Source organism: Variovorax durovernensis, assembly GCF_977011995.1.
This window is the reverse complement of sequence record NZ_CDRNCW010000001.1, coordinates 4162412-4188819: the sequence shown is the minus strand read 5'-3', so window position 1 is coordinate 4188819 and position 26408 is coordinate 4162412. Positions and strand designations below refer to the sequence as shown.

General features: G+C 66.7%; 23 protein-coding genes and 1 riboswitch. Of the genes, 8 read left to right on the top strand and 15 right to left on the bottom strand.

The features are described 5' to 3' along the window. Positions 1-3 precede the first annotated feature (3 nt). The 8 genes from tolQ to ribD all read right to left on the bottom strand — a co-directional run bounded on the left by tolQ (position 4) and on the right by ribD (position 6560). Positions 4-726 carry a protein TolQ gene (tolQ, locus tag ACWV14_RS19920; RefSeq protein ID WP_081271153.1) on the bottom strand — a complete coding sequence of 241 codons (723 nt, stop codon included), beginning with the start codon at positions 724-726 and terminating at the stop codon, positions 4-6. Next, positions 723-1181, bottom strand: a complete 459-nt coding sequence (locus ACWV14_RS19915) for a YbgC/FadM family acyl-CoA thioesterase (RefSeq protein WP_106934838.1) — start codon at positions 1179-1181, stop codon at positions 723-725. The genes tolQ and ACWV14_RS19915 overlap by 4 nt, the downstream gene beginning before the upstream one ends. After that, on the bottom strand, positions 1178-2374 hold the full coding sequence (locus ACWV14_RS19910) for a pyridoxal phosphate-dependent aminotransferase (protein WP_454903257.1): 1197 nt from the start codon (positions 2372-2374) through the stop codon (positions 1178-1180). The genes ACWV14_RS19915 and ACWV14_RS19910 overlap by 4 nt, the downstream gene beginning before the upstream one ends. Before the next feature lie 88 nt (positions 2375-2462). Next, positions 2463-3020, bottom strand: coding sequence for a transcription antitermination factor NusB (gene nusB, locus ACWV14_RS19905; RefSeq protein ID WP_081271156.1), 558 nt, complete (start codon positions 3018-3020; stop codon positions 2463-2465). Further along, positions 3017-3481, bottom strand: a complete 465-nt coding sequence (gene ribH, locus ACWV14_RS19900; protein ID WP_081271157.1) for a 6,7-dimethyl-8-ribityllumazine synthase — start codon at positions 3479-3481, stop codon at positions 3017-3019. Before ribH ends, nusB begins: the two co-directional genes overlap by 4 nt. Positions 3482-3488: 7 nt before the next feature. Next, entirely contained in the window at positions 3489-4643 is a 1155-nt protein-coding gene (gene ribBA, locus ACWV14_RS19895) for a bifunctional 3,4-dihydroxy-2-butanone-4-phosphate synthase/GTP cyclohydrolase II (RefSeq protein ID WP_081271158.1), read from the bottom strand. Further along, a complete protein-coding gene (locus ACWV14_RS19890; protein ID WP_454903256.1) occupies positions 4640-5305 on the bottom strand; it encodes a riboflavin synthase in 666 nt (221 codons plus the stop codon). The genes ribBA and ACWV14_RS19890 overlap by 4 nt, the downstream gene beginning before the upstream one ends. 133 nt (positions 5306-5438) lie before the next feature. Then, positions 5439-6560 (bottom strand): bifunctional diaminohydroxyphosphoribosylaminopyrimidine deaminase/5-amino-6-(5-phosphoribosylamino)uracil reductase RibD, encoded by a 1122-nt coding sequence (ribD, locus tag ACWV14_RS19885; protein ID WP_454903255.1) that lies wholly within the window; start codon positions 6558-6560, stop codon positions 5439-5441. Between the two features lie 198 nt (positions 6561-6758). Between ribD and ACWV14_RS19880 the strand changes: the two genes are divergently transcribed. From ACWV14_RS19880 to ACWV14_RS19855, 6 genes are read left to right on the top strand one after another with little or no spacing between them, the layout of a single operon-like run. Next, entirely contained in the window at positions 6759-7286 is a 528-nt protein-coding gene (locus tag ACWV14_RS19880) for a GspH/FimT family pseudopilin (protein WP_454903253.1), read from the top strand. Then, positions 7280-7831 carry a type IV pilus modification protein PilV gene (gene pilV / locus ACWV14_RS19875; protein WP_454903252.1) on the top strand — a complete coding sequence of 184 codons (552 nt, stop codon included), beginning with the start codon at positions 7280-7282 and terminating at the stop codon, positions 7829-7831. The genes ACWV14_RS19880 and pilV overlap by 7 nt, the downstream gene beginning before the upstream one ends. Beyond that, positions 7828-8652, top strand: a complete 825-nt coding sequence (locus tag ACWV14_RS19870; protein WP_454903251.1) for a PilW family protein — start codon at positions 7828-7830, stop codon at positions 8650-8652. The genes pilV and ACWV14_RS19870 overlap by 4 nt, the downstream gene beginning before the upstream one ends. After that, entirely contained in the window at positions 8649-9332 is a 684-nt protein-coding gene (locus tag ACWV14_RS19865; RefSeq protein WP_454903249.1) for a PilX N-terminal domain-containing pilus assembly protein, read from the top strand. Before ACWV14_RS19870 ends, ACWV14_RS19865 begins: the two co-directional genes overlap by 4 nt. Positions 9333-9352: 20 nt before the next feature. Continuing rightward, a complete protein-coding gene (locus ACWV14_RS19860) occupies positions 9353-12718 on the top strand; it encodes a pilus assembly protein (RefSeq protein WP_454903247.1) in 3366 nt (1121 codons plus the stop codon). Next, complete coding sequence (locus ACWV14_RS19855) at positions 12646-13200, top strand: type IV pilin protein (RefSeq protein ID WP_454903245.1); 555 nt, start codon at positions 12646-12648, stop codon at positions 13198-13200. The genes ACWV14_RS19860 and ACWV14_RS19855 overlap by 73 nt, the downstream gene beginning before the upstream one ends. Positions 13201-13235: 35 nt before the next feature. Here ACWV14_RS19855 and nrdR read toward each other — a convergent pair whose 3' ends face one another. The 3 genes from nrdR to ACWV14_RS19840 all read right to left on the bottom strand — a co-directional run bounded on the left by nrdR (position 13236) and on the right by ACWV14_RS19840 (position 15982). After that, the gene (nrdR, locus tag ACWV14_RS19850) at positions 13236-13679 is read right to left on the bottom strand and encodes a transcriptional regulator NrdR (protein WP_106934830.1); all 444 of its coding nucleotides are present in this window, start codon (positions 13677-13679) and stop codon (positions 13236-13238) included. 18 nt (positions 13680-13697) lie between these two features. Next, positions 13698-14942, bottom strand: coding sequence for a serine hydroxymethyltransferase (glyA, locus tag ACWV14_RS19845; protein WP_454903244.1), 1245 nt, complete (start codon positions 14940-14942; stop codon positions 13698-13700). A 41-nt stretch (positions 14943-14983) separates the two neighbouring features. Beyond that, positions 14984-15109, bottom strand: a riboswitch (ZMP/ZTP riboswitch). 39 nt (positions 15110-15148) lie between these two features. Beyond that, a complete protein-coding gene (locus ACWV14_RS19840) occupies positions 15149-15982 on the bottom strand; it encodes a lytic transglycosylase domain-containing protein (RefSeq protein ID WP_422087108.1) in 834 nt (277 codons plus the stop codon). Between the two features lie 674 nt (positions 15983-16656). Here ACWV14_RS19840 and ACWV14_RS19835 point away from each other — a divergent pair. Beyond that, on the top strand, positions 16657-20478 hold the full coding sequence (locus ACWV14_RS19835; RefSeq protein WP_454903243.1) for a DUF748 domain-containing protein: 3822 nt from the start codon (positions 16657-16659) through the stop codon (positions 20476-20478). A 202-nt stretch (positions 20479-20680) separates the two neighbouring features. Further along, entirely contained in the window at positions 20681-23512 is a 2832-nt protein-coding gene (locus ACWV14_RS19830) for a DUF349 domain-containing protein (RefSeq protein ID WP_454903242.1), read from the top strand. Between the two features lie 78 nt (positions 23513-23590). Here ACWV14_RS19830 and ACWV14_RS19825 read toward each other — a convergent pair whose 3' ends face one another. The 4 genes from ACWV14_RS19825 to ACWV14_RS19810 form a co-directional block, all read right to left on the bottom strand. After that, a complete protein-coding gene (locus ACWV14_RS19825; RefSeq protein ID WP_454903241.1) occupies positions 23591-24187 on the bottom strand; it encodes a hypothetical protein in 597 nt (198 codons plus the stop codon). Positions 24188-24268: 81 nt separating this feature from the next. Next, positions 24269-25072: a M90 family metallopeptidase gene (locus ACWV14_RS19820; protein ID WP_422087104.1), complete on the bottom strand. Its 804-nt coding sequence runs from the start codon at positions 25070-25072 to the stop codon at positions 24269-24271. A gap of 17 nt (positions 25073-25089) precedes the next feature. After that, positions 25090-25851, bottom strand: coding sequence for a UDP-2,3-diacylglucosamine diphosphatase (locus ACWV14_RS19815; RefSeq protein WP_454903240.1), 762 nt, complete (start codon positions 25849-25851; stop codon positions 25090-25092). Between the two features lie 25 nt (positions 25852-25876). Then, on the bottom strand, positions 25877-26389 hold the full coding sequence (locus ACWV14_RS19810) for a peptidylprolyl isomerase (RefSeq protein ID WP_454903239.1): 513 nt from the start codon (positions 26387-26389) through the stop codon (positions 25877-25879). Between the last annotated feature and the right edge of the window lie 19 nt (positions 26390-26408).

Genomic DNA, 26408 nt, shown 5'->3' with positions numbered 1-26408 from the left:
CGCTCAGCGGTTGGCCGGAGCCACCGACGAAGCAGCGCCGCCGGCGGCCGGGTTGGCCGAGAGGTTGCGCTGCAGGATGTTGGAGAACTCCTCGATGTAGGTTTCGAGGGCGATGGCGATCTTGTCGATCTCGCGGGCGAAGCGGTTGTAGCCCACCACGGCCGGGATGGCGGCGAACAGGCCGATGGCGGTGGCCACCAGCGCTTCGGCGATGCCGGGGGCCACGGTGGCCAGCGTCACCTGCGTGAGGGCGGCCAGGCCGGTGAAGGCATGCATGATCCCCCAGACCGTGCCGAACAGGCCGACGTAAGGGGAGACCGAACCCACGGTGGCCAGGAACGAGAGGTTCTGCTCGGCCGCGTCCAGCTCGCGCTGGAAGCTTGCGCGCATCGCGCGGCGGGCGCCGTCGAGCAGCGTGGCGGGGTCGCTCACGTGGCGCTCGCGCAGCTTCTGGTACTCGCGCATGCCGGAGGCGAAGATGCGCTCCATGGGGCCGGCGAACTTGGCGTTCTGCGCGGCGGAGGCGAAAAGCTCGTTGAGGCTGGTGCCCGACCAGAACTCGCGCTCGAAGTCGTCGTTGAGCGCACGCATGCGGCGCAGCGCAAAGTACTTGCGGATGATCGCGGCCCAGCTGGCGATCGAGACGATCACCAGCAGCAGCACGACCAGTTGAACCACGAAGCTCGCATGGAGCAGGAGATTGATGATTGAAAGATCTTGGTTCATGGCTTGATAGGTTGAGTCATGGAGCCGCTGTAGCGCTCGAGGGTTCCCGTGACTTGTTTCGGTATGCGCGCTGGACGCAAGGTGGCGGCGTCCACCCAGCCGATGCGGATCGTGCCTTCGCAAAGCAAGACGGGTGCCGCGGCACCGGTACGCTCCTGCTCTGTTTTTGATAGCACGCGTTGACCGATTATCAACGACGCGGTGCCGAGTTGTTGAAGATCGGCTGTAACCAGGAGTTCGTCGTCGAGCCGGGAGGGGCGATGGTATTTGAGCTGTGTTTCGCTCACCACGAACTGGCCGCCGGTTTCCTCGCGCAGCTTGCGCTGCTCGACGCCCAGCGAGCGCAGCCATTCGGTGCGGCCGCGCTCCATGAACTTCAGGTAGTTGGCGTAGAACACGATGCCGCCGGCGTCGGTGTCTTCCCAGTAGACGCGGATCGCAAACGCGTAGCTCATGAGGCCGCGGTCTCGGCCATGACCCGCAGGCGCTCGATGGATTCCTGCAGGTGCGCCATCGAGCTGGCGGTGGAAAAGCGGATGAACTTGCCGGTCTCGGCCGTGCCGAAGTCGCGGCCGGGCGTCACGGCCACGTGGGCGCGCTTCATGGTCTCGAAGGCGAAGTCCCAGCTGCCCGAAATACCGAGCTTCTCGGCGAAGCCGGCGCAGTCGGCCCAGGCATAGAAGGCGCCGTCGGGCATCACGGGCACGTTCAGGCCCAGCGCGTTGAGTTGCGGAATGAACCAGTCGCGGCGCGCCTTGAACTCGGCGCGGCGGCGTTCGTATTCGGCGATGCTCGCGTCCTCGAAGCAGGCGAGCGCCGCGTACTGCGACACCGTGCTCGCGCAGATGAAGAGGTTCTGCGCCAGTCGCTCGACCACCGGCACCAGCACTTCGGGCACCACCAGCCAGCCGAGCCGCCAGCCGGTCATGTTGAAGTACTTGCTGAAGCTGTTGATGCTGATGACGTTGTCGTCGATGGCCAATGCGGTCTGGCCGAAGGCGTCGTCATACGAGAGGCCTAGGTAGATCTCGTCGATCAGCGTGATGCCGCCGCGCTGCGACACCACCTCGTGGATGCGGCGCAGCTCGTCTGGCGCGATCGAGGTGCCGGTCGGGTTCGACGGCGACGCCAGCAGCACGCCGCGCGTCTTGTCGGTCCAGGCGGCCTCGACCTTGGCGGCGGTGAGCTGGTAGCGCTCTTCGGCCGTGGTCGGCACCAGTACAGCCTTGCCGTCCGCAGCGCTCACGAAGTGGCGGTTGCACGGATAGCTCGGGTCGGGCATCAGGATTTCGTCGCCCGACTCGATCAGCGCCAGGCAGGCCAGTTGCAGCGCAGCCGATGCGCCGGCGGTGACGACGATGCGGCGGGCCGGCACGTCGACGTTGAAGCGCTGGCGATACCAGGCGCTGATGCGTTCGCGCAGGTGGTCCAGGCCGGTGGCCTGCGTGTACTGCGTGGCGCCGGCGCGCACCGCGCGGGCGGCGGCTTCCTGCACCAGCGGCGGGGCGGTGAAATCGGGTTCGCCGATGTTCAGGAAGATCATCGGCCGGTCGGTGTGGGCGACTTCGCGCGCCAACGCACCGGCGGCCTTTGCCACTTCCATCACATAGAAGGGCTCGATGCGCTGCGCGCGCGTAGAAATTCTCATCTCACCCCCAGGCTGCGGCGTTGCACGCCTTCGCCTACCCCCTCGCAAGCGAGGGGGCGAGCGCCTTCGGGCGGCCGGGCGGCACTCCTCATGCCTTTGCTTTCCCCGAAGCCCGATCGGCTTCTACTTCGAGCGGGCGCAACTGCGGCGCCAAACCGTTGAGCACCGCGTTCACGTACTTGTGGCCGTCGGTGCCACCGAATTCCTTGGCCAGCTCGATGCACTCGTTGAGCACCACGCGCCACGGCACGTCGAGGCAGTTCTGGAATTCGTACACGCCGATCCACATCACGGCGTGCTCGATGGGCGAGATTTCCTCGAACTTGCGGTCCAGCAGCGGGCGGATCAGCGCGTCGAGTTGCTCCGCGCCTTCGATCGAGCCGTGCAGCAGCGCGTCGTAGTGCAGCGCGTCGGCCTTGTGGAAGCCGGCGAGGTCGCGCGTGAAGTGGTCGATGTCGGTCGGGTCGTTGCGGCCCACCAGGTGCTGGTAGAGCGCCTGCAGCGCGAACTCGCGTGCGCGGCTGCGGTTCGACTTGGCCGAAGCCTTGCGCGCGCCGGTGCTCGTGAGGCCGACGCGCGACTGGCGCGGCTTGGCGCCATCGGCGGGCTTCGCGGGCTTGAGGGGCTTGGAGGTGTCTTCGGTCATGAAAGGGTGGCCAGCAGTTGCGCCATCTCGACTGCCACGCGGGCCGCGTCGCGGCCCTTGTCGGTCTGCCGGGCAACGGCTTGCTCGAGGTTTTCGGTGGTGAGGATCGCGTTGGCGATGGGAAGTCGGTAGTCGAGCGCGACGCGGCTCACGCTGGCGCCCGATTCGTTGGCCACCAGTTCGAAGTGGTAGGTCTCGCCGCGGATGATGCAGCCCAGCGCCACCAGCGCGTGGTAGCCGCCGCGCTCGGCGAGCGCCTGCAGCGCCACCGGCACTTCGAGCGCGCCGGGCACCTGCAGGTGGTGGATGTCGTTGGCGGCCACGCCCAGTGCCTCGAGTTCCGAGAGGCAGGCCGAGGCCAGCGCGTCGGTGATGTCGGCGTTGAAGCGCGCCTGCACGATGCCGATGCGCAGGCCTTTTCCGTTGAGTGGCGTGTTCTCGCCCTTGTTTGCGCCTTGCATGGTCTGGTCAGTCTTTCGTGAGGTAGCCGGCAATCTCGAGGCCGTAGCCCGCCGCCATGCTCGGCATGCGACGCGGCGTGCCCAGCAGGTTCATCTTGTGTACGCCGCATTCGCGCAGGATCTGCGCGCCGATGCCGTAGCTGCGCAGGTCCATGCGGCCGCGCTCGGGGGCTTGTGCGGGGCGCGCGGTGCCGTCGAACTGGGCCAGCAGCTCGCCGGCGGTTTCGCCGCAGTTCAGCAGCACGGCCACGCCCTTGCCCTCGTTCGCGATGTGCGAGAGGCTGGCGTCCAGGCTCCACGAGTGCAGCGAGCGGTTGATTTCGAGCGCGTCGAGCACCGACAGCGGCTCGTGCACGCGCACGGACACCGTGTCTTCGGGTGCCCACTTGCCGCGAACCAGCGCCAGGTGCACGCCGCGGCTGGGCTTGTCGATGAAGGCGTGGGCGGTGAAGGCGCCCCAGTTGGTCTGGATCTCGCGGCAGCCGACCTTCTCGACCAGCGACTCGACGCGGCTGCGATGCTCGATCAGCGCGGCGATGGTGCCGATCTTCATGTTGTGCTCGGCCGCGAAGATCTGCAGGTCGGGCAGGCGGGCCATGGTGCCGTCTTCGTTCATCACCTCGCAGATCACGGAGGCGGGCGAGCAGCCGGCCATCGCGGCCAGGTCGCAGCCGGCTTCGGTGTGGCCGGCGCGCATGAGCACGCCGCCGTCCACCGCCTGCAGCGGGAAGATGTGGCCGGGCTGCACCAGGTCGGCGGCCACGGCGTTGGGCGCCACGGCGGCCTGCACGGTGCGCGCGCGGTCGGCGGCCGAGATGCCGGTGGTCACGCCTTCGGCGGCCTCGATGGAAACGGTGAACGCGGTCGAATGCTTGGCGCCGTTGCGCTGGACCATCGGCGGCAGTTGCAGCCGCTCGCACATTTCGCGCGAGAGCGTCAGGCAGATGAGGCCGCGCGCATGGCGGGCCATGAAGTTGATGGCTTCGGGCGTGATGTGGTCGGCTGCGATGACGATGTCGCCTTCGTTCTCGCGGTCTTCCTCGTCCACCAGGATCACCATGCGGCCGGCGGCGAGGTCGGCCACGATGTCCTCGACCGGCGAGATCGGGGCGGGGGCGCGCGCGGCGCGGGGGGCGCCGATCGGCGTGACGGAGGCGTTCATTCGGCTGTGTCCTTGGAATACGTGGAAGACGGGGGCACCAGCACGCCGGCCTGGAGCATGCGCTCCACATAGCGCGCCACGGTGTCGATTTCTAGGTTGACCTTCGAGCCGGCCTTCAGGCCGCCGAGGGAGGTGTTGTCGACGGTGTGCGGGATCAGGTTGATGCTGATCTCGGCGCCGCCTTCGATGTCGTCCACCTTGTTGACGGTGAGGCTCACGCCGTTGATGGTGATGGAGCCCTTGTAGGCCAGGAAGCGGGCCAGCGCTGGCGGCGCGACCACGCGCAGCTCCCAGCTTTCGCCGACCGGCTCGAAGAAGCTCACGCTGCCGATGCCGTCCACGTGGCCCGACACGATGTGGCCGCCGAGGCGGTCGCTGGCGCGCAGGGCCTTCTCGAGGTTGATGCGACTGCCTTCGTCGGTCAGGCCGGCCGTCTTGTCGAGCGACTCGGCCGAAATGTCGATGGTGAACTGCCGTTGCTCGGGGACGAGGGTGGTGACGGTCATGCAGGCGCCGTTGAGCGCGATGCTGTCGCCGAGCCCGACGTCGTCGAGGTAGCCGTCGGGCGCCTCGATGCTGAGTCTTTTGCCGTAGGAGGAGGAGGTGCCGAGGTCGTGGATGGCGGCGATGCGCCCCACGCCGGTGATGATTCCGGTGAACATCCGCGCATTTTCGCAGACATCGTGAGCCCCCCGGCTCTTCATGGCGCTTTGCGCCATGTAATTCGCCACCCCCCGAGGGGGAGGCGCGGCCCGCCTTGGGGCGGCCCGGCGGCCGCCGCTCCTGCGCCGAAGGCTAGAACGCGTCCCTCCCGGCGACCCGGGCCACGATGCGCAAGTCTGGCCCGAGCATGTCCACGGACTTGAATTCGAGGGGCAGGGCGCCCGCCAGCGAGGTCAGCGGACCGTCTGGGTGCAGGTGGCTGGCGATGTCGAGCCCGGTGCCGATCAGCTTGGGCGCCAGATAGACCAGCAGCTCGTCGACGCAGCCTTCGCGCAGCATCGAGCCGTTGAGCTTGTGGCCCGATTCGACGTGCAGCTCGTTCACGCCGCGCGCCGCCAGGTCCTGGAGCATGGCGCGCAGGTCGACCTTGCCGTCGGCATTGGGCAGGCAGGTGACTGTGGCGCCCTTTGCCTCCAGCGCCTCGGCTTTCTTGTCGTCGCGGCTGGCCGCGTAGATCCAGACGGCGCGGCCTTCGATGAATATGTTCGCGTCAGGCGGCGTCTGCAGCCGGCTGTCCACCACGACCAGATGCGGCTGGCGCGGGGTCTGGACCAGTCGCACGTCCAGGCGCGGGTTGTCTTCGAGCACGGTTCCGACGCCGGTCAGCACCGCGCTGGCGCGGGCTCGCCATGCATGGCCGTCGGTGCGGGCAGCTTCCGACGTGATCCACTGGCTCACGCCGTTCTCGAGGCCGGTCTTGCCGTCGAGCGACGCGGCGACCTTCATCCGTACCCATGGGGTCTTGCGGACCATGCGGCTCAGGAAGCCGATGTTGAGTTCCCGCGCTTCTTCCGCGCCCGGCCCTACCTCGACCTCGATGCCCGCTGCGCGCAGCCGCTCGAAACCCTGGCCGGCGACCAGCGGGTTGGGGTCGCCAAGGGCCGCGACGACGCGGCTCACGCCCGCCGCAATCAGTGCGTCGCAGCAAGGGCCGGTGCGGCCATGGTGCGCACAGGGCTCCAGCGTGACCCAGGCGGTCGCGCCAGCGACTGAATTGCCCCGGGCCGCCGCATCGCGCAGCGCCATGACTTCGGCATGCGGGCCGCCGACCTGCTGGGTGTGGCCCTGGCCGATCACGGTGCCGTTGGCGGCCACCAGGACGCAGCCGACGCGCGGATTGGGATCGGTCTCCGGGCCGGCCTGGCGCGCGAGATTCAGCGCCTGGATCATCAAATTCGCGGTTTGATTTTTCATTTATTTATTTATTGATTCGAATATTTTTGAAGTGTGAATTCTTGAGGCAATTGAAAAATAGCCATTGGTCTATTTGTTTTGACCGTTTGTCGTGAAATTCGCCGGTCAATAGAAAATTGAAAAATAGAATTTCCGGATATCGAATCAGGGGAGAAGGTCCGCCTAGGCACAGCAGTGCGAAGCGGCCGAACGCACAACATGAATAACGGATTCTGCGCGTCCGCGAGAGCACGCCCGCGCCATGCGGGAAGGCGAGGGGGCTTCACCCTCTTCGAAATGATGGTTGTCGTCTCATTGATGACCGTCCTCCTGGCAATGGCGCTGCCCGGTTTCAGCCGCCTGACTGAAAAGTACCGTGTCGAAAGCATGGCTTCAGCCTTGATGGCGAGCGTGAGCCACGCGCGCTCGGAAGCGGCCCGGCGCGGAAAGACCGTGACCATCCAGGCGCGCACGGGCTGCACCGGCAGAGACTGGAGCTGTGGCTGGGACACCCTGGCAGGCAGCGGCGACGCAGCCGAAATCATCAGGCGGCAAGACCCCGACACGCGGGTCGCAGTCCAGAAAAGCCCGACCGGCGCCATGTCTTTCGACCCAATGGGCCACTCCTCCGGCTTCGCCGGCTTCAGCTTCTACCCAGTGGGAAATGCCGATTCTTCCAATGGTGCTGCGGTGTGCATTTCGCTTGCCGGGCGCCTTCGGCTGGTGAAGGGAAGCGGCTCATGCTGAGCGTTCCTGTTCGCAAGCCGCGTCGGGAGCGAAAGCAGCAGGCAGGCCTCTCGATGATCGAGGCCATGGTGGCCATTCTCTTGCTTTCGTTTGGCCTGACGGCGCTGGCCGGCTTCCAGTTGCGCGTGCTTGCGGACAGCGCAGGTGCCAGCAACAAGAACATCGCGGTGCAGTTGGCCGGCGACATGGCAGATCGCATTCGTGCCAACCTTGTTGCAGGCCCGGCATCCAGCAGTCCCTACGTGGCCAACTGGTCAGCGGCGAGCGCCAACGCCCCCGAGCCTCTATGTGCCGGAACCAGCGCGACTTGCACCGCCGCCCAGCTCGCGGCCAACGACCTGTGGAACTGGAAACGCGCGGTAGCGGCCGCGCTGCCGGGCGGACAGGCAAACGTGCAGAGCAACGAAGCGGTCGGCGGCTTGCTGTTCGTGCATATCGCGTGGAACGAGCCCGCCGTCTCCAACCCGATCGCACCGGACTCGAACTGGAACTGCCCGACCGGCAAGGCCTGCATGGAAGTCGTCGTCGCGGTGCCGCAGCCATGAGCAGCAGGGCATTTGCACCCGGCCTGCGGCAGGCCGGCTTCACGCTGGTCGAGTTCCTCGTCGCATTGATCATCGGCATGCTGGTGGTGCTGGCTGCCGTGGCCAGCATGCTCGGCGCGCGCACGACAGCCATGACGGGCGACGATGTCAACGCGCTCAACCAGTCGTCGGCTTTGGCGTTCAGGCTGCTGGGCCAGCAGATCCGGCAGGCGGGCTACATACCGATCGACGTCACCGAACCGCTGTACTACTTCAACTTCAATGCGGACAAGAACACCAATCTGGCGAGCGAGCCGGTTTTCTTCGCGATCAAGGGAGAGGAGGCGCCGCGCGGTTCGGTGAACGACAAACTGAAGGTCGGCTATGCGCCGAGTCCCGACCACTTCAAGGACTGCCTGGGTCAGGGGCCGAGCAGCACAGCGGCCAATGTGTACGACCCGGCCAATCCCGCCGCATCGGGCAACCTCCGATTGATCACCAGCGAGTTTTCGGTGGCGGACGGGGTTCTGAAGTGCAAGGGCAGCGGCAGTAACACGCCGCAGCCGATCGTCGATGGCGTGGAGCGCTTCGACGTCATGTACGGCATTGGTGCCGAGGTCGGGAGCGAACGGGTGGCGCGCTATGTGACGGCAGCCGGCGTTGCGAACTTCAACCTGGTTCGCACGGTGCGTGTCTGCCTGCAACTGGCGGGCAGTTCCAGGAACAACCCGGGCGGCAGCTACACCGACTGCGATGGTGCGTCGAAGACCACCAGCGACGGCAAGCTGCGGCGCGTGTACACGGCGGTGTTCGCGCTGCGCAACAACCTCGGGGCGCTATGACGCACTCCCGGTGCCTTCGAGTGCCTGGGGCACAGCGCGGGTTCTCGCTTTTCATCGTGCTGGTCATGCTGCTGCTCTCGGCCTTGCTGGCGGTGGGCGGCGCGCGGATGGCCCAGTTGTTCGAGTCCGTGGCGGGAAACCAGCGTGAGCATCAACGCGCTTTCGAGGCCGCGGAAGCGGCACTGCTGGACGCGGAACGTGACATCCGGCAACTGGCCTTTGCCAGCACGAGCAAGACCTATGTTGCGTGTTCGGCACTATCGACGTCGCGCTGCCGCAAGGCCGAAGATGGCCGCGTCTTTCCCGATAGGGAGACGGGCTGGGTGACCGCCTACGTAAACGATGGCCCCAACAGCTGCGAGCGCGGCATCTGCTACTTCGCGGCGATCGATTCGGTGGCGGCTGCACACGGCAGCGAGGCTTACCGTTTCTGGACCCGCGATGCGTATGCGAGCAAGCACGCGTCTTACGGGCAGTTCACCGGGGCTCCCAGCGCCGGCAATCCGGCGCTTGCCGGCGCCAGGTACTGGATCGAAGTCATCGACCGCAAGAACAGCAAGTACCCGTTGTACCGGATCACCGCAGTCGCCACGGGCGCTCGCAGCGCGAGCACCGCCGGCGGGACGCAGGTCGAGTTGCAGATGTCGTTCGACCCGGATCCGGTCACCAAGGTGAATTGAGTAATGCGAGAGGGAGCAAGATGAAAAACATCCGAGAATTTTCGAGAGCCGCCGTGGCGTGCGGCCTGATGCTGGCGCAGTGCGCCGGCTACGCCGCGCAATATCCGCTGGCGCAGGCGCCGCGCAATACCGCCGTCAGGGAGCCGGCGCCGAACGTGATCGTGTCTGTCGACAACTCGGGCAGCATGAATTGGTCGTCCCGCGCATCGGACGGAAATACGCCGGTTGCAGGAACACCCTCGCGAATGGAGGCGCTGAAGACCGCGCTCCGGGAAAACTTCTCCGCGGCCAACATTCCCGACGACCGGATCCGCCTCTCCTGGCAGGCGATGAACAGCAACAGCAACGACAACAGCTGCGTCGGTTTCTTTGGCGACACCTCGGCGGGAAGTCATGGGGCCAGCAGATGTCTGGTTGGTGGCCGCGCCAACGCAAACCTGATGCGCTCGCTGGACGGCACGCATCGTGCCAATTTCATGGCTTGGGTCGATGCCTTGTCTCCGAACGGCGGAACACCGCTGCACGCCATGATGACCCGGGCCGGCGAATACATGAAGACCACTGGCCAATACAGCCCATATTCGGACGACCCGGGTGTGGAGGGGGCCGGGCAGTCGAGTTGCCGGAAATCCTTCCATATTCTCATGACGGACGGCGAGTACAACCGCTTCGGATTCAACCAGGATCCAGCGCAACTCGGCATGCCGGCCATCGGCAACGAGGACGGGACGCGCCGCGTCCTGCCCGACTCCGTGGTCTACCTGCCGCGCGCGCCCTACGGGGACAACGCGGGAGCCGTCAACAACGTCGCCAACTGGAACGAGAGTCCGCGCGGTGCCTGGAAACCCACGGCCGAATATCGTCCGACCCTGGCCGACATGGCTTTTCACTACTGGGCCAGCGATCTGCAGCCGGACGTGCCGAACAATCTCAAGCGTGTGATTGCCGAAGGCGGCAACGTGGCGATAGGCGCGGCGACTGTCCCCGAGTACTGGAACCCCAGGAACGATCCGGCCACCTGGCAGCACCTGACGACCCATACCATCGGTTTTGGCGCTGCGTCGTCGTGGACGGGGGCGCCAGCCATTTCGGCGGGGGCGTCGAAGCCGACCTATAGCGGTGACTATGCAAGCCTGGTCGACGGCACGATCCCATGGGCGAACCCGCTCGCGAACACGCTGCACGCGACGGAAACCTCCGGGCCCGATGGCTCCGTCACAACCCGATCCCCCTACTGGCGTTCCGGTGGCTATTCCCACGAACGGGCTGCCAACATCGCCGCTGTCCGCATGGACCTCTGGCATGCCGCCCTCAACGGCCGCGGCACCTTCACGCCAGCCTCGAATGCGCAGGCACTCAGCGATGCCTTCAGATCCATCCTCGGGCGGATCCTTCTCGACACCCGCCTGTCTCCGGCCTCCATTGCTGCAAGTGCCTCCAGGGTGTCGGCCGGCACGGCGGTCTACCAGGCCGGCTACGACACGGCCGACTGGTCCGGCATGCTCACCGCCACCAGGTTCGGCACCAATGGCCGGCTGTCGGACACGGCCGAATGGTCGGCACGTGACCTGCTTGACGCACGCATGGCGGCGGCAGGCGCGCACGACAGCAACCGCAAGGTGCTCAGTTTCTCGGGCGCCGCGGCCGCCGGTTCCGGCGTGCCGTTCCGGTGGGCGAGCCTGAACGATGCGCAAAAGGCCGCGCTCAAGGGAAACACCGGCACCGATGACAAAGACACCGCCCTCGGGCGGGCGGTGCTCGACTTCCTGCGCGGAGACCGCAGCAACGAGGGCGCTGGAATGGAACTGCGCAAGCGCGGCCATGTGCTCGGCGACATCGTGGGCTCCAGCGTCTGGTACACGGGGCAGCCCAACAGCGGCTTCACCAACGATGCCTACGCCAAATTCGCCTCGGTCGCCCGCACGCCGATGGTCTACGTGGGTGCCAACGACGGCATGCTGCACGCCTTCAACGCAAACACCGGGCAGGAAGCGTTCGCCTACGTGCCCGAAGGCCTCTACGGCACGGCAGCCGCGCCCAGGCTCAAGCGGCTCAGCGAAGGCAGCTATTCACACAGGTACTACGTCGACGGCAGTCCCTTCGTGGCCGACATCTATTTGGGGGCCGCAGCCTCGACCACCGAGGCCCAGAAGGTGGGGGCGTGGAAGTCTTTCCTCGTGGGCACGCTGGGGGCGGGCGGCAAGGGCTACTTCGTGCTCGACGTCACCAAGCCTCAGGAAATCGACGAGTCCAAGGCGGCCCAGACGGCGCTGATCGACACGACCGCGCTTTCCGACGACGACCTGGGCCACCAGTTCCAGCAACCCGTGCTCGACTCTTTTTCCAGGCGCGCGCTGCAGGTGGCGCCGCTGAACAACGGGCGCAAGGCCGTGATCCTGGGCAATGGCTACAACAGCACGAGCGAAAAGGCGATGCTGTGGATCCAGTACCTCGACGGCGACAAGTCGATCCTCAAGATCCCCGCTCCCGTCACCCAGGGCGCCGGCACTGGCAACGGGCTGTCCGCTCCGCGGGTGGTGGACCGTGACGGCGATGGCAAGGTCGACTTTGCCTATGCAGGCGACCTGCTGGGAAACATGTGGCGCTTCGACCTGAGCGATCCCGACAGCCGCAAGTGGAAAGCCACGTTGGGTTCCGCTGCCACCGCATCGAGCCTCGACAACGTGCCGCTGTTCGCGGCGGGAGCCACGCAGCCGATCACGGCGGCGCCGGTGGTCGTCGGTCATCCGCGTGGCGGCTACATGGTGGTGTTCGGCACGGGAAGGCTGTTTGCCGTCGGCGACGAAAGCAGCACCGCCAGCCAGTACCTGTACGGTATCCGGGACGGGGCCAACGGAAGCACCGGTACGGCCGTGCTGACCGACCTGGTGGCGCAGACCGTCGGCGCAGCCACCGTCGAGGAAGACGGTGGCGAGTTCCGCACCGTCTCGAGCAACAGCGTGAGCTACAGCGGTTCCCACGCCAAGCGCGGCTGGTACTTTCAGCTGCCGACCTCCAGGGAGCGCATCGTCTATCCGGGCGATGCCTTGAGCAGCAGCGCAGGCCTGTTCTCGAGCACCGTTCCCGGCGCCGGCAGCAATTCGCTCGATTGCACCGCGGGCACCAACGACGATGGCTGGTCGATGGTGATCGACTTCTTCAGCGGCTCCGCCCCCGACGGCATTGCCTACGGCACGGCGACCGCCACCGCCGGCTATCTCGGTTTCCGGAATCACGCCGGCAAGGACGACATCGTCTTCGAGCCGCAGGGCCGGGAGAAGGGCAAGGACGTGATCTGCAATGCGGCAGGCGCGTGCAAGACGCCGATGCGGCCGGACATCGTGCGCCGCTTCGGCTGGCGCAATCTGATGTCGTCGTCGAACTGACGCCGAGGCCGAGGCAAGCCATGAAAAAATATTCCAAGGCACGGTGCCATGAGCAAAGTCGCGCGCATGGCTTCACGCTGATCGAACTCATGATCGCGACGGCGGTGATCGCCATCCTCGCCGCCATTACCTATCCGAGCTACACGCGCTACGTGCTGCGGGCCAAGCGGGCCGATGCCAAGCAACAGTTGCTGCAGGCGGCGCAGTGGACCGAACGCTACATGACCGCCAACGGCACCTATCCCCCGGCGACCGTCGCGTTGCCGGCCGAACTGAGGCAGGCGCCATCGTCCGGTACGGCGAACTATTCCATCAGCTATGCCGCAAGAACTGCGACCAGCTACACCTTGCAAGCCGTTCCAGGCGGGGCTTCACGCAACGACGAATGCGGAACGCTCACGATCAACCAGCAGGGCGTCAAGCTGGCGGGCAGCAGCACAGACGCTTCGAATGCGCTGGTGCAGCTTTGCTGGAACCGTTGAAGTGCCTGTGAGAGTGCGACGGTTGCCGGCGAGGCTCAGATGTCGCGCAGCAACTGCCTGAACTCGTCCACGTCTTCAAAGCTGCGGTACACCGAGGCAAAGCGCACGTAGGCGACCTTGTCGAGCTTCTTGAGTTCGCGCATCACGAGCTCGCCCACCTTGGTCGAGTCGATTTCGCGCAGGCCGCTGGCCAGCAGCTTCTGCTCGATGCGAAGCAGGGCGTTGTCGATCTGCTCGATGCTCACAGGGCGCTTGCGCAGCGCCAGCATCATCGAGGCGCGCACTTTCGACGAATCGAAGTCGGCGCGGCTGCCGTCTTTCTTGACGACGACCGGAAAATTGACGTCGGGGCGCTCGTAGGTGGTGAAGCGCTTGTCGCAGGCGCTGCACTGGCGGCGCCTGCGGACGAAGTCGGCGTCCTCCGAAACGCGGGTCTCGACGACCTGCGTTTCAAGATGACCGCAAAAAGGGCATTTCATGCGGTCGGGATTTCCAGATCAGCGGTAGACAGGGAAGCGGCTCGTCAGCGCGTGCACCTTGGCGCGCACGGCATCGATGTTCGCCGCGTCGCGCGGGTTCTCGAGCACGTCGGCGATGAGGTTCGCGGTGATGCGGGCCTCTTCGTCCTTGAAGCCGCGGGTGGTCATGGCCGGGGTGCCGATACGCACGCCGCTGGTGACCATCGGCTTTTCCGGGTCGTTGGGGATCGCGTTCTTGTTGATCGTCATGTGGGCGCTGCCCAGCACGGCCTCCGCTTCCTTGCCGGTGATGCCCTTGGCGCGCAGGTCGACCAGCATCAGATGGCTTTCGGTGCGGCCGCTCACGATGCGCAGGCCGCGCTCGGTGAGGGTGTCGGCCACGATCTGGGCGTTCTTGACCACCTGTTGCTGGTAGGCCTTGAACTCGGGCGACATGGCTTCCTTGAACGCGACAGCCTTGGCGGCAATCACGTGCATCAGCGGGCCGCCTTGCAGGCCGGGGAAGATCGCGCTGTTGATGGCCTTCTCGTGCTGCGACTTCATCAGGATGATGCCACCGCGAGGGCCGCGCAGGCTCTTGTGCGTGGTGGAGGTGACGATGTCGGCGTGCGGCACCGGGTTGGGGTACACGCCCGCAGCCACGAGGCCGGCGTAGTGGGCGATGTCGACCATGAAGATGGCGCCGACGTCCTTGGCCACCTTGGCGAAGCGCTCGAAGTCGATGCGCAGCGAGTAAGCCGAGGCGCCCGCGATGATCAGCTTGGGCATGTGTTCATGCGCCTTGCGTTCCATCGCGTCGTAGTCGATGGCTTCGTTGGCATCCAGGCCGTAGCTCACGACGTTGAACCACTTGCCGCTCATGTTCAGCGGCATGCCGTGGGTCAGGTGGCCGCCTTCGGCCAGGCTCATGCCCATGATGGTGTCGCCGGGCTTCAGGAAGGCGAGCATCACGGCTTCGTTGGCCGATGCGCCGCAATGAGGCTGCACGTTGGCGGCGTCCGCGCCGAAGATCTGCTTGACGCGGTCGATGGCCAACTGCTCGGCCACGTCGACGTGCTCGCAGCCGCCGTAGTAGCGCTTGCCCGGGTAGCCTTCTGCGTACTTGTTGGTGAGCTGCGAGCCCTGGGCGGCCATGACGGCCGGCGAGGCGTAGTTCTCGCTGGCGATCAACTCGATGTGGTGTTCCTGGCGCGCGTTTTCGGCTTGAATGGCGGCCCAGATTTCGGGATCGGTCTGTTCGACCAGGATATTGCGTTGGTACATGGCAGTCCTTTGAAGACGAGGTCCTTGTTCTTCAACCAAACAAGGGCTGCCCAGGCGAACGGCTGAACGCCTGTTGTGGTCAGGCGGTACGCTTCCCAGTGGTATTCCACGTCAGCGCGGGGCACCTTTTCAGGGTGCTGCGCCTATCGCCAGTCGCGTACAGGCCGAGTGTAGCGCACGCCTGCCCGTACCCGGCCAGAGAACCCTCAGGAGACGGAGGAGAGCAGGGCGACCTTGGCCGGCTCGCTGCCTTCTTCGGGCTTGGCCGGTGCCACCACGGGCAGCGGTTGGGCGCGCACGCCCGGCGGCGTGATCGACGGCGCACGGCCGTTGGCCACCTGCAGCAGGCGCTCGTGCTCGGCCATCACCTTGGCGGCGTAGCCGCCGTCGTCCTCGAGATTGGCCGCGCCCACGTAGTAGCGCAGGCCGCCTTCGAGCGAACCGGCGCGGGCGATGCATTCCTGCAATACCTTGACGCCGACGCGCATGTTGGTCACAGGGTCGAAGGCGGTGAGCGTGCCGCCCGCGCTTTCGTACTTGTCGCCGTGCACGCGGGTCATGACCTGCATCAGCCCTTGCGCGCCGACCTGGCTCTGCGCAAAGGGGTTGAAGCTGGACTCGACGGCCATGATTGCGAGGATCAGGGTCGGATCGATCTTCGTGCGCTTGCCGATGCCGTAGGCCTCGGCCACCAGCACGCTCAGCGGCTCGGCGGCCACGCGGTACTTCTTGCTCAGCCAGTAAGCCACTGCGGCCTGCTGCTTGGGCAGGTCGCTGGGGCTCGCGGCCGTGGTGCGCTCGATGGCGGTCGGCTCGAGGTCGGTGGCTTCAGGCGCAGGCTTGCGCGACTGCAGCCAGCCCATCAGTTGCTCCTCGCCGGTCTTGCGCAGGTCGGGCCGCGCCACGAGGGCGAGGGCCGCGAACACGATGGCCAGACCGACCAGTGCAAACCCGTTGTGGGTAATTTCAAAAAAGCCGTCTGCCACATCGGACACGAAGGTCCGTAGCCCGCGGGCTGTGGCATCGAACGCCTTGTTCATCGCTCTTCCTTTCTGTGCGGCACCTGATACGCAAAGCCGGTGAGGGCGATGGATGAAGGCAGCGGCGCTTGGATTGGTACGAATCAGGCTCCGCGCATGGAGTGGAGGTGGGTTAGGAGCGCGGCGACCTGATCAAGCCGGTTGGGATTCGGCAGCGGATTCAGGGAGGCTCTGCTGCGTCAGGCAGTCAGGGCAGGCCGGATTCTAGCGTGGGTTAATACCTGGTCAAGCATAAGGAATTGCATCTTTATGCTAATAGTTGTTTAAAAAGTTCGTGGTTTCGAGGTGTTTTGTCTTAGGTGAAATCCCTTTGTAATTTGCATTTGCAAAGCAAGGGTGCGACGCCTAATCTGAACGGGCCTGAGGTTTTCAGGCGTTTTTCCGAGGTCAGGCAGCCCGAGGTGCAAGTCAAGGGCTCGAACGACCGAGGATCCACGGTGGCAATCTCTTGCTGCCAGCACGGCGGGAACCATTAACTTCCGGTCGCGCGAAACGATGGCATGGGTCTAGCGCCCGCCATCAAGCCCGGTGGCAAGACATTCGTCGAGCCATCGGGCTTTCTTTTTTGCGCGCCCCAGAGGAGCTTCTCCGGTGTTTCCGGTATTTCTTCCGAAGCGCGGCTGCGGTTGCTCCGGCTATGGGGAGTTGACGCGTCTTTGCGGCACACTCCGGCGATGGACGTAGCTTCGATCAAACAGAACAAATGGGTGCGGCGTGGGATCGTCGCGTTGCTGTCGTTGTTGGCCTTCTGGGTCATCGCCTGGCTGGCGGTGCCGCCGATCGCCAAGAGCCAGCTTCAGAAGATTGCAAGCGAGAAGCTAGGCCGGCAGGTGACCGTCGGCAAGATCGACTTCAAGCCCTGGACGCTGGAGCTCACGCTGAACGACCTGCGCATAGCCACCGCCGATGGCAGCAAGTCGCAGTTGGCCATCCAGCGCATCTATGCCGATGCCGAGCTGCAATCCATCTTCCGCCTCGCACCGGTGATCGATGCCGTGTCCATCGATGCGCCGGCCATCCTGCTCACGCACCAGGCCGACGGCAAATACGACATCGACGACATCCTGGCCAAGCTGTCGGCCGGCCCGCCCGCCGACCCGAAGGCCAAGCCCGCGCGCTTTGCCATCTACAACATAGCGATCAATGGCGGCTCGGTCGACTTCGACGACCAGACCGTCAAGCGCAAGCATGAGCTGCGCGACTTCGTTCTCAAGGTGCCTTTCCTGAGCAACCTCGATTCGAAGCGCGACATCAACACAGAGCCCAAGCTCGCCTTCGTGCTCAACGGCAGCAAGTTCGACTCGGCGGCCCTCACCACGCCCTTTGCCGACAGCCGCAAGACCGACGCCAGGGTGCAATTCAAGGGGCTCGACCTGGTGCCGTACCTTGGCTACATCCCGGGCGGACTGCCGGTGCGCCTGCAGGCGGGCAGCCTCGACGCCGACCTGAAGATCGGCTTCGAGCACGGCGCCACCAACGGGCTGAAGATCACCGGTACGGTGGAGGCGCACACCACCAAGGTGGCCGACGCGCGCGGGCGCGACCTGCTGGCTTTCGAGTCGCTCAAGCTCGCGCTCGACGACGTGCGGCCGCTGGAGTCGGTGTTTCACCTGAGCGAGATCGCGCTGGTCAAACCGCAACTGGCGGTGGCGCGCGATGCCGCGGGCCAGCTCAACCTGCTGGCCACCGACCCCGCCACCGGCGCTACGGAAAAGGCCGCGCCCCTGCCAACGGCGCCCGCAAGTCCGCCGGCCAGCCAGCCCGCCGAAAAGCCGGTGCTGAAGGTGCAGGTCGACAAGGTCGCGCTGAGCGGTGGCCGCATCGGCTGGCGCGATGAAACCGTCAAGCCCGCCGCAGCCATCGATGTGACCGAGCTCGGCTTCGATGTCACCGGCGTCACCTGGCCCATGGACAAGCCAGCCCAGTTCAACGGCAGCACCGCCATTGCCGGTGCCTCGCTCAAGTTCAAGGGCAGCGCCACCGACAAGGCGGCCGACGTGGAAACCGAGGTCGATGCGCTGCCGCTGTCGCTGGCTGCTCCTTATCTGGCACAGAGCCTGGAGCCCACGCTCGACGGCAAGCTCAGCGGGCAGATCGACATCGCCTGGGCCCAGCCCAACCTCAAGTTCAAGGCCCGCCGCCTGGCCGCGGACGGGCTCGCGCTGACCCAGGCCAAGACTGCGCTGGCCAGCGTCGGACGCTTCGAGCTGGTCGACGCCGAGGCCGACATGACGAACCACACGCTGAACGTGGCTTCGTTCACCGCCACCAACCCCAAGGTGCGCATCGAGCGCGACAACGAAAAGCGCTGGATGTTCGAGCGCTGGCTCAAGACACCGGCCGGCGACGGCACCAAGGAAGCCGAAGCTAAGGTGGCAGCGCCAAAGCCTGCCGCCGCCGAGGCGCCTCAGCCCGGCGCCAACACCAAGCCTTGGGCGCTGACCATCGGCAAGCTGGCCGTCGACAACGGTGCGCTCTCTTATTCAGACAAGGCTTCCGCGACCCCGGTGACGATCGAAGTCACCGCGTTCAAGCTGCTCGCCCAGAAGCTCGCCCCCGAAACGAACACGACTTCCCCGCTGGAAGTGTCGGGCCGCATCGGCTCCGGGCGGTCCGATCCGGGGCGTTTCGACTACAAGGGCAACGTCGTGCTCAAGCCGCTGGCGGCCGAGGGCCGGCTCGAGGTGGCGTCGTTCCCGGCGCATGCTTTCAAGGCCTACTACGCCGATGCGCTCAACGTCGACATCCGCCGCGCCTTCGCGAGCTACCGCGGCACGGTGCGCTACGCGACCACGCCCGCCGGCATGAGCATCAAGCTGGCCGGCGACACCGCGCTCGACGACTTCCGCGCCAACAGCGTTTCTCTCACGCAGTCGCCAGGCTTCGACCGCAACACCAACCAGTTGCTGAGCTGGAAGACTCTGAGCCTGCGCGGCCTGCAGGTCAGCATGGCTCCCAACGTGGCCCCGACGGTCGACGTGCGCGAGACCACGCTGACCGACTTCTTCGCCCGCGTCATCGTCGACCCCACCGGCCGGCTGAACCTGCTGAGCCTGACCAAGAAGGGCGAGGCGGAAGCCAACGCCGCGGCCGCCGCCGCAGGCGAGGCCAGCACCCGCAAGGGGCCGGGCGGAGCGACCACCACCACGACGGCCCGGGCGGCGGCGCAGAAGCCCGCCGGTCGCTCGGTGTCTGCCGAGGAAATGGTCGGCGGCGCGGCCGAACCCGCCAAGCCGGCGGCAACCGCCGCGGCGACGCCCGCACCGGCCGCGGCCGATACGGGCCTGGCGCCGGTCATCAACTTCGGCCCGATGAGCCTTGTGAACGGCAAGATCGACTTCACCGACCTGTTCGTCAAGCCCAACTACTCCGCCGACCTCAGCGAGCTGACCGGCAAGCTCAGTTCGTTCTCGTCCAATCCGCCGAAGGGCGAGGGCGGACGGCCCGCGCTGGCCGACCTCGAACTGCGCGGCAAGGCGCAGCAGACCGCGGCGCTGGAGATCTCCGGCAAGCTCAATCCGCTGGTCAAGCCGCTCGAACTCGACATCACCGCCAAGATGCGCGACCTCGACCTCGCGCCGCTGTCGCCGTACTCGGTGCGCTACGCCGGCCACGGCATCGAGCGCGGCAAGATGAGCATGGACGTCAACTACAAGGTGGCGGCCGACGGCCAGCTCACGGCCACCAACAAGCTGGTGCTCAACCAGCTGCAGTTCGGAGACGAAGTGGCGGGTGCGCCCGCCAGCCTGCCGGTGAAGCTGGCGGTGGCCCTGCTGGCCGACCGCAACGGCGTGATCGACGTCGACCTGCCGCTGAGCGGCTCGCTCAACGACCCGCAATTCAGCGTAGGCCCGCTGATCTGGAAGGCCGTGGTAAACCTGATCGTCAAGGCGGTGACCGCGCCGTTCAGCCTGCTGACTGGTGGCCTGGGCGGTGGCAGCGGCGAATCGAGCGCCATCACCTTCGATGCCGGCAGCTCGGACCTGAGCACTGCCGCCAAGGAAAGCCTGGACAAGGTCGCGAAGGCCCTGACCGACCGGCCGACGCTGCAGATGACGGTCGTGGGCACCGCCAGCCTCGACAAGGAGCGCGATGCCTACCAGCGCCAGCGCGTGCGCCAGCTGACCCTGGCCGAGAAGCGCCGCGTCGCGGTGCGCGGTGGCCAGGCCGGCACCGACGTGCCGCCCGTTACCGATGCCGAATACCCCGAGCTGCTGACCGCCGTCTACAAGCGCGCGGACATCACGAAGCCGCGCAACCTCGTCGGCCTCGCTAAAGACCTGCCGCTCAAGGACATGGAAAACCTGCTGTTCGCGAGCGTGCCGGTCGACGAGGAGTCGATGCGGCAGCTGGCGGTCGAGCGCGGCGCGGCCGTGCGCGACTACCTGCTTGCGAAGAGCGTGCCGAGCGAGCGCCTGTTCCTGGGCGCGGTACGCACCACCGCCAGCGGCACCGACTGGAAGCCGGGCGCCGAGCTCAGCCTGACCATGAAGTGACGCGGCAGAACCGCCCCAGGGACTTGGTTTTTTTCCACCGCTTGCTATATATGTAGTCCGTCAATCTCCCAGCCAGCAACCCCGGGCTCGCCACGGTTCCAGGACGGAATTCGGTGGCCGGCCGCAACTGGGTGAAAATGTCGATGTGCGCCGGCCTTTGCCGGCGCCTTCGCTTTCTCTACTAAGACAACGATTTCGCGCAGTGACCTCTACTTCTTCCAAGCCACACGACATTCAGGCCCTCGACACGCTGACCGGCGGCGCCTTCACCGCGCCGACTTCCGGCGAGCGCGCCGCGCGCATCCGCGACTGGCTCGCTGGCAACCCCGCGCCCGAGCAGATGCAGGAAGTCTTCAAGGAGCTGAGCGGACGTGACAAGGGCGCCGCACGCCTGCTGCGCGAAAAACTCGACGAACTCAAGCGCGCCAAGGGCCAGGAGGCCATTGCGGCCGAATGGGTGCAAAAGGCCGAGGCGCTGCTCGCACAGTCCAAGCTCAACATCGCCGACGCACTGGCATGGCAGCGCGACGCCGCCAAGGCCGGCGCACCGCTGTCGCGTGAACCGCTGGCCGGCCTGAAGCTCAAGCTGGCGGAGCGCGTCAAGGGCATCGAAGACCTGCAGCATCGCGCTCAGGTGCACCGCGAAGCCGCCGTGCTGCTGGCCCAGCGCTTCGAAGTGCTGTCGACCAAGGGCTGGCAGGACGCCCAGGCCGCCGAAGAATCGCTGCGCGCCGACGTGGCCCACTGGCAGCAGCAGGCGACCGAAATCACCGGCGACGCCAACTGGACCAGCCTGGACGCCAAGTTCGCGCCGCAGCTCGAGTCGTCGAAGTCGCAACTGCTGGTGGTCTCCGACTCCTTCCACAGCGCGCTGGCCCTGGCGATTGCTGCCGCCGCGGATGCCGCGGCACCGCTGCCGCCAGTGCCCGTGTGGGCAGACGAACTGCGCGCCGCGCGCGGTGAAGTCGTAGCTCCGAAGGTCGCCGCTCCCGCACGCCCTGCCGCGCCCAAGGTCGATCCGGCCGTGCGTGCCGCCGCGCAAGACGCGGTACAGGCCGCGCTCGCCAAGCTCGAGCAGGAAACCGCCGAAGGCCACGGCAAGGCCAGCGCCGGCGCCGCAGCCGCGCTGCGCGCTGTGCTCAAGGAACACGGCAAGCTGGTCGAGGCGCCGCTAGAAGCCCGCGTGCATGCCGCGCTCGTGGCCGCCGGCGAACTCGAAGGCTGGCAGCGGTGGAGCGCCGACAAGGTGCGCGAAGACCTCGTCGCCAAGGCCGAAGGCCTGCTCAAGCGTCCCGAAGGCCAGGCCCTCGGCGGCCGCAAGATGCAGGAAACGCTGCGCGCCCTGCGCGACCAGTGGAAGCAGGCCGACCAGGGCGGCGTGCCGAACCACGCGCTCTGGAAGCGCTTCGACGAAGCTTGCAACGAGGCCCACAAGGTGGTCGAGGCCTGGCTGGAGAAGGTCCGCGCCGACGCCGCCGAGCACCGCGCCCATCGCGTGGCACTCATCGAAGAGGTCAAGGCCTGGGCAGCGGAACACGCCGGCGCCACCGACCTGAAGGCGCACAACCGCGCGCTGCACCAGTTCGCCGACCGCTGGCGCGACGCCGGCCATGTGGGCGAGAAGGTGTTCGCAGAACTGCAGCCGCAGTGGAACGAAGCCTTCGGCGCCGCCCGCGCACCGTTCGAGACTGCGCAGAAGGCGAGTGTCGAGCGTCGTCAGGCCATGATTGCCGAGGCGACCGAGCTCGGCGCCCAGCCAATGCTGCGCATCGACGCTGTCAAGGCGCTGCAGCAGCGCTGGCAGTCCGAGGCGCAGAGCGTGCCGCTCGACCGCCGCCACGAACAGAAGCTGTGGGACGCCTTCCGCGCGCCCATCGACGAGGCCTTCAATCGCAAGACGGCCGAGCGTGAAAAGGCTTCGGCCGCGATGAGCGAGCACGACCGCCATGTGCTCGACGCCTCGAAGGCGCTCGATGCCGCCAATGCCGGCGGCGATGTACAGAAGATCCGCGCGGCCATCGCTCGCCTGGAAGGCGCGCTGCGTGGTGAAGCGCCGCCTCCGGCTCCGAAGGCCGAGCAGGCAGCCCCCACGAGCGACGGCCCGTCGGTCGGCGCGACCGAGGTCGTGGCTCCGGGCCAGGCCGCCGCCGAATTCGGCGAGAGCGCTGAGCAAGCACCCAGCCCGAGCGATGCGGAAGCTTCGCCCGGCACGCACACCGAGGCGCCCGCCGCTTCGGCCGATCTCGTGGCGCCCGCCGATGGCGCAGACGCCTCGGCACGCAGCGACGCCGCTGCGGAAGCCCCCGCTGCCGCACCGAAGCCCGCACCCAAGCCGGTGGTGGCCATGCGCGGCGATGACCGCCCAAGCAGCAAGAAGGCCGAGGCAGCACCCGCCGCTCGCGGCGCTGGCGGCCGCTTCGGCGACCGGCGCGATGCCGGCCGGCCCGGTGCGGGTGGCCCGGGTCGCCCCGGCGGCGATCGCGGTGCTCCGCGTTCCGGTGACCGCGGCGATCGCGGCGCCCCTGGCGGCCGCTTCGGCGACCGTCCGCCGCGTGAAGACCGCGGCCCGCGCCTTGGTGACGCGGCCTTCCGCGCCCAGCGCGAAGCGCTCGAGCGCGCCGACATGGCACTGCGCAAGCTCGCCGCGCAGGCGCACGGCGAAGCTCTGACGCAGGTGCTTGGCGCCTGGGAGCAGCGCGATGCCGCCCGTCTGCCCAGCGTGCAGGAACTGGGTCGCGCTGTGACGCCGGCAGTGCGCACCGGCTGGTCGCAGGCCATCGGCTCCGCGCCGACGGCTGCTGCAGGCGATGCCGCCGAAGCGCTGCTGCGCCTCGAAATGGCTGCCGAAGTGCCGACGCCCGCCGAGCAACTCGATGCACGCCGCGCGCTGCAGCTCAAGCTGCTGACGAAGCGGGGCGATCCGGCGCCGGCACAGACCTGGGGCCAGGACGCGGGCAAGGTGCTGGCCGCCGCTCACGACGCTGCAAGCGCCCGTCGCCTGCAGAACGCGCTGAAGGCGCTGCTGCGCAAGTAAGAGCGGCCTTTTCGTGCAGCCATGAAAAAAGACGCCCGCGGGCGTCTTTTTCTTTGGGCTGCGAGGGCAGGGGGCGGGTCAGACCTTCTCGCCGATCGCGGGCGTCTGCACCGCCGCCGCCTGTTCCGCCGCATGCCCGCTGGCAATGCGGCGCCGGATGAACAGCCCGCCAATGCCCAGCAGAAGGGCGATGGTGCCGACGATCAGCGTGCCCTTGTCGGTGGCGCTCGACGCCGCCGCCTTGTCCTTGGTTTCCATGATTTTCTGCACGTCGGCCAGCGACACCACCGGCTGGCCCTTCAACTTGACCTCGTAGACCAGGTTGTTGTCCGAGGGGTCGACGCGTACGTCGACCGCTTCGTCGATCAGCGGCTCCAGCTTGCTGCGGCCCACCGCATAGTCGACGCGCCATTTTTCGGTGCTGCCGTCGGCCACCTTGGCGTCAAGCACGAAATAGCGGCGCGTCGTGCTGCCGCCGCGTCGGCGCTTGGTGGTTTCGGTGATTTCGCTGCCGCCGACGATGGTGCCGCTCCTGGCCACCAGGTCTTCGACTGCCGTACCGTGCGTATCGGCGTTGGCCTTGAACTGTGCATAGCCTGCCCACCCCAGGATTCCGATGCCGAGCACCAGCGCAAGCCATGCCTTGCCGGTGAGCTGATAGAACCAATCCCTCATGTTGTGTACCTTTTTTGCGAGTTGATAACCCGTCAATAGTAAAGGCTGAATCGCTATCAAATAGATAGCCAACAATCGAGATCAGACGAGGGATTGAGGCCGTTTAGGCAGAAAGAATTCATCGAAGATCGCGAGCACTTCGGGGAAGTCCCGGCCGAAATTCGGGCGGTTCACGAAGTAGGCCTCGCAGGCGACGGCGAAGAACTCGCTGATCGATGTCGCTCCGTAGGCGTCGAGCCACGGCGGTTCGGCACCGAAGCGTTCGGCCAGGATGGTTTTTTCGCGGAAGTCGTCGTAGGCGGGCTTCAGCACAGCCATCCACGCCGCGCGGGCCTCGCGCGCATTGCGCTTGCCCGCAAAGCCGGCCGGCAGTGGCGGGCAGCCGTTGGCGTCGCCGTTGCGCATGTCGATCTTGTGGGCGAACTCGTGGATCACGACGTTGTAGCCGCGGTCCGAGGTAATGCTGCTCGCGAGCACGTCGTCCCAGCTCAGCATGACCGGGCCGCGGTCCATGGCCTCGCCGGCCACGACCTCGTTGTACTCGTGCACCACCTGCGCGTCGTCGACCACCTTGCGGCGGGCCACGACCTCGGAGCGATGCACCACGATGCCGACGAAATCGTCGTACCAGGCCAGGCCGCCCTTGAGATGCAGCACCGGAAGCACGGCCTGCGCGGCGATGGCCAGCGCCACTTCATTGGTGATGCTGAAGTTGCGGGCGCCGTGGAATTCCTTGTCGCGCAGGAACTCGGCGGTCAGGGTGCGCAGCCTTTGCAGGTCGGCGGCGGGGCGGTCGGCGAGGAAGGCGTAGCGCGTGAGCACGGCCTGCCATGCGGCATCGGGGATCGGGGGCAGGGCGCGCAACCGGCGCAGCCACTTGAACATCGGTGGCGGCGGCGCGGCTAGCGCAGATCGACGCGCTGGGCGCCGGCGGAGGAAAGACAGAGCAGCTGCGCGCGCGGTGGATGGGCGGCCGCGTCCCAGTCGCTCAGAACGATGCGGCGCAGGCCTTCGCCCAGGTCGTGATCGGCGGGGCGATGCGTGTGGCCGTGCACCAGGGCGTGGGCCTGGGCCTGCTGCAGCCATTGGCGCGCGGCGGCGGTGTCGACGTCGGCCCAGACGACAGAGGGATCGCGCTTGCGGTCCTCGCTCTGCACCCGCATCGAGCGCGCGAGCGCACGGCGCTCCTCGAGCGGGCGCGCGAGAAACGCGGCCTGCCATGCGGGCGTGCGAACCTGGGCGCGGAACTTGAGGTAGTCGGTGTCTTCGAGGCAGAGGGCATCGCCATGGCTCAGCAGCCATCGCCGGCCGTGCAGCACCAGCACCGTGGGGTCGTCCAGCAGCGTGAAGCCGCATTGCGCCGCGAGCGCGGGGCCGACCAGGAAGTCGCGGTTGCCGTGCATGAAGTACACCGGCAGCCGCTGCGCCGTAAGGCGCAGCAGTTCGGCGCATTGCGCCTCGAAGCCGGGCTGGACGGCGGCATCGTCGCCGACCCACACTTCGAACAGGTCGCCGAGGATGATCAGCGCGTCGGCCGGCGTGGTCTGCAGGTAGCCCTGCCAGGCCTCGAAAGTGGCGGGCTCGCCGGCCTGCAGGTGCAGGTCGGAGATCAGGTCGACAGTGCGCCAGGCGGCGGGCGCCACCAGTTCATTGAACACCGTCATCGCTGCCGCCACCGGGGGCTCGCGATCACTCTGCAGTGACGACGGCCTTTTCGATCACGACGTCTTCGAGCGGCACGTCGTCATGGAAGCCCTTGCGGCCCGTCTTCACGGCCTTGATCTTGTCGACCACTTCGGTGCCGGAGACGACCTTGCCGAACACGGCATAGCCCCAGCCCTGGGCCGAAGGCGCCGTGTGGTTCAGGAAGCCGTTGTCCGACACGTTGATGAAGAACTGGGCCGTGGCCGAGTGGGGCGCGCTGGTGCGGGCCATGGCGACGGTGTAGTTGTCGTTCTTCAGGCCGTTGTTGGCTTCGTTCTCGATCTCGGCGCCGGTGGGCTTTTGCTTCATGCCGGGCTCGAAGCCGCCGCCTTGCACCATGAAACCGGGGATCACGCGGTGGAACACCGTGTTGTCGTAGTGGCCCTTCTTGACGTACGAGACGAAGTTCTCGACCGACTTGGGTGCCTTGGCGGCGTCGAGTTCGAGCGTGATCACGCCGTAGTTCTTGATGTGCAGTTCGACTTGTGGGTTGCTCATGAGGGACTCCTTCTTCGGA

Coding starts and splice junctions, on each gene's coding strand:
- tolQ (WP_081271153.1), bottom strand. CDS start 726: ATGAACCAAGATCTTTCAATCATCAATCTCCTGCTCCATGCGAGCTTC.
- ACWV14_RS19915 (WP_106934838.1), bottom strand. CDS start 1,181: ATGAGCTACGCGTTTGCGATCCGCGTCTACTGGGAAGACACCGACGCC.
- ACWV14_RS19910 (WP_454903257.1), bottom strand. CDS start 2,374: ATGAGAATTTCTACGCGCGCGCAGCGCATCGAGCCCTTCTATGTGATG.
- nusB (WP_081271156.1), bottom strand. CDS start 3,020: ATGACCGAAGACACCTCCAAGCCCCTCAAGCCCGCGAAGCCCGCCGAT.
- ribH (WP_081271157.1), bottom strand. CDS start 3,481: ATGCAAGGCGCAAACAAGGGCGAGAACACGCCACTCAACGGAAAAGGC.
- ribBA (WP_081271158.1), bottom strand. CDS start 4,643: ATGAACGCCTCCGTCACGCCGATCGGCGCCCCCCGCGCCGCGCGCGCC.
- ACWV14_RS19890 (WP_454903256.1), bottom strand. CDS start 5,305: ATGTTCACCGGAATCATCACCGGCGTGGGGCGCATCGCCGCCATCCAC.
- ribD (WP_454903255.1), bottom strand. CDS start 6,560: ATGAAAAATCAAACCGCGAATTTGATGATCCAGGCGCTGAATCTCGCG.
- ACWV14_RS19880 (WP_454903253.1), top strand. CDS start 6,759: ATGAATAACGGATTCTGCGCGTCCGCGAGAGCACGCCCGCGCCATGCG.
- pilV (WP_454903252.1), top strand. CDS start 7,280: ATGCTGAGCGTTCCTGTTCGCAAGCCGCGTCGGGAGCGAAAGCAGCAG.
- ACWV14_RS19870 (WP_454903251.1), top strand. CDS start 7,828: ATGAGCAGCAGGGCATTTGCACCCGGCCTGCGGCAGGCCGGCTTCACG.
- ACWV14_RS19865 (WP_454903249.1), top strand. CDS start 8,649: ATGACGCACTCCCGGTGCCTTCGAGTGCCTGGGGCACAGCGCGGGTTC.
- ACWV14_RS19860 (WP_454903247.1), top strand. CDS start 9,353: ATGAAAAACATCCGAGAATTTTCGAGAGCCGCCGTGGCGTGCGGCCTG.
- nrdR (WP_106934830.1), bottom strand. CDS start 13,679: ATGAAATGCCCTTTTTGCGGTCATCTTGAAACGCAGGTCGTCGAGACC.
- glyA (WP_454903244.1), bottom strand. CDS start 14,942: ATGTACCAACGCAATATCCTGGTCGAACAGACCGATCCCGAAATCTGG.
- ACWV14_RS19840 (WP_422087108.1), bottom strand. CDS start 15,982: ATGAACAAGGCGTTCGATGCCACAGCCCGCGGGCTACGGACCTTCGTG.
- ACWV14_RS19835 (WP_454903243.1), top strand. CDS start 16,657: ATGGACGTAGCTTCGATCAAACAGAACAAATGGGTGCGGCGTGGGATC.
- ACWV14_RS19825 (WP_454903241.1), bottom strand. CDS start 24,187: ATGAGGGATTGGTTCTATCAGCTCACCGGCAAGGCATGGCTTGCGCTG.
- ACWV14_RS19820 (WP_422087104.1), bottom strand. CDS start 25,072: ATGTTCAAGTGGCTGCGCCGGTTGCGCGCCCTGCCCCCGATCCCCGAT.
- ACWV14_RS19815 (WP_454903240.1), bottom strand. CDS start 25,851: ATGACGGTGTTCAATGAACTGGTGGCGCCCGCCGCCTGGCGCACTGTC.
- ACWV14_RS19810 (WP_454903239.1), bottom strand. CDS start 26,389: ATGAGCAACCCACAAGTCGAACTGCACATCAAGAACTACGGCGTGATC.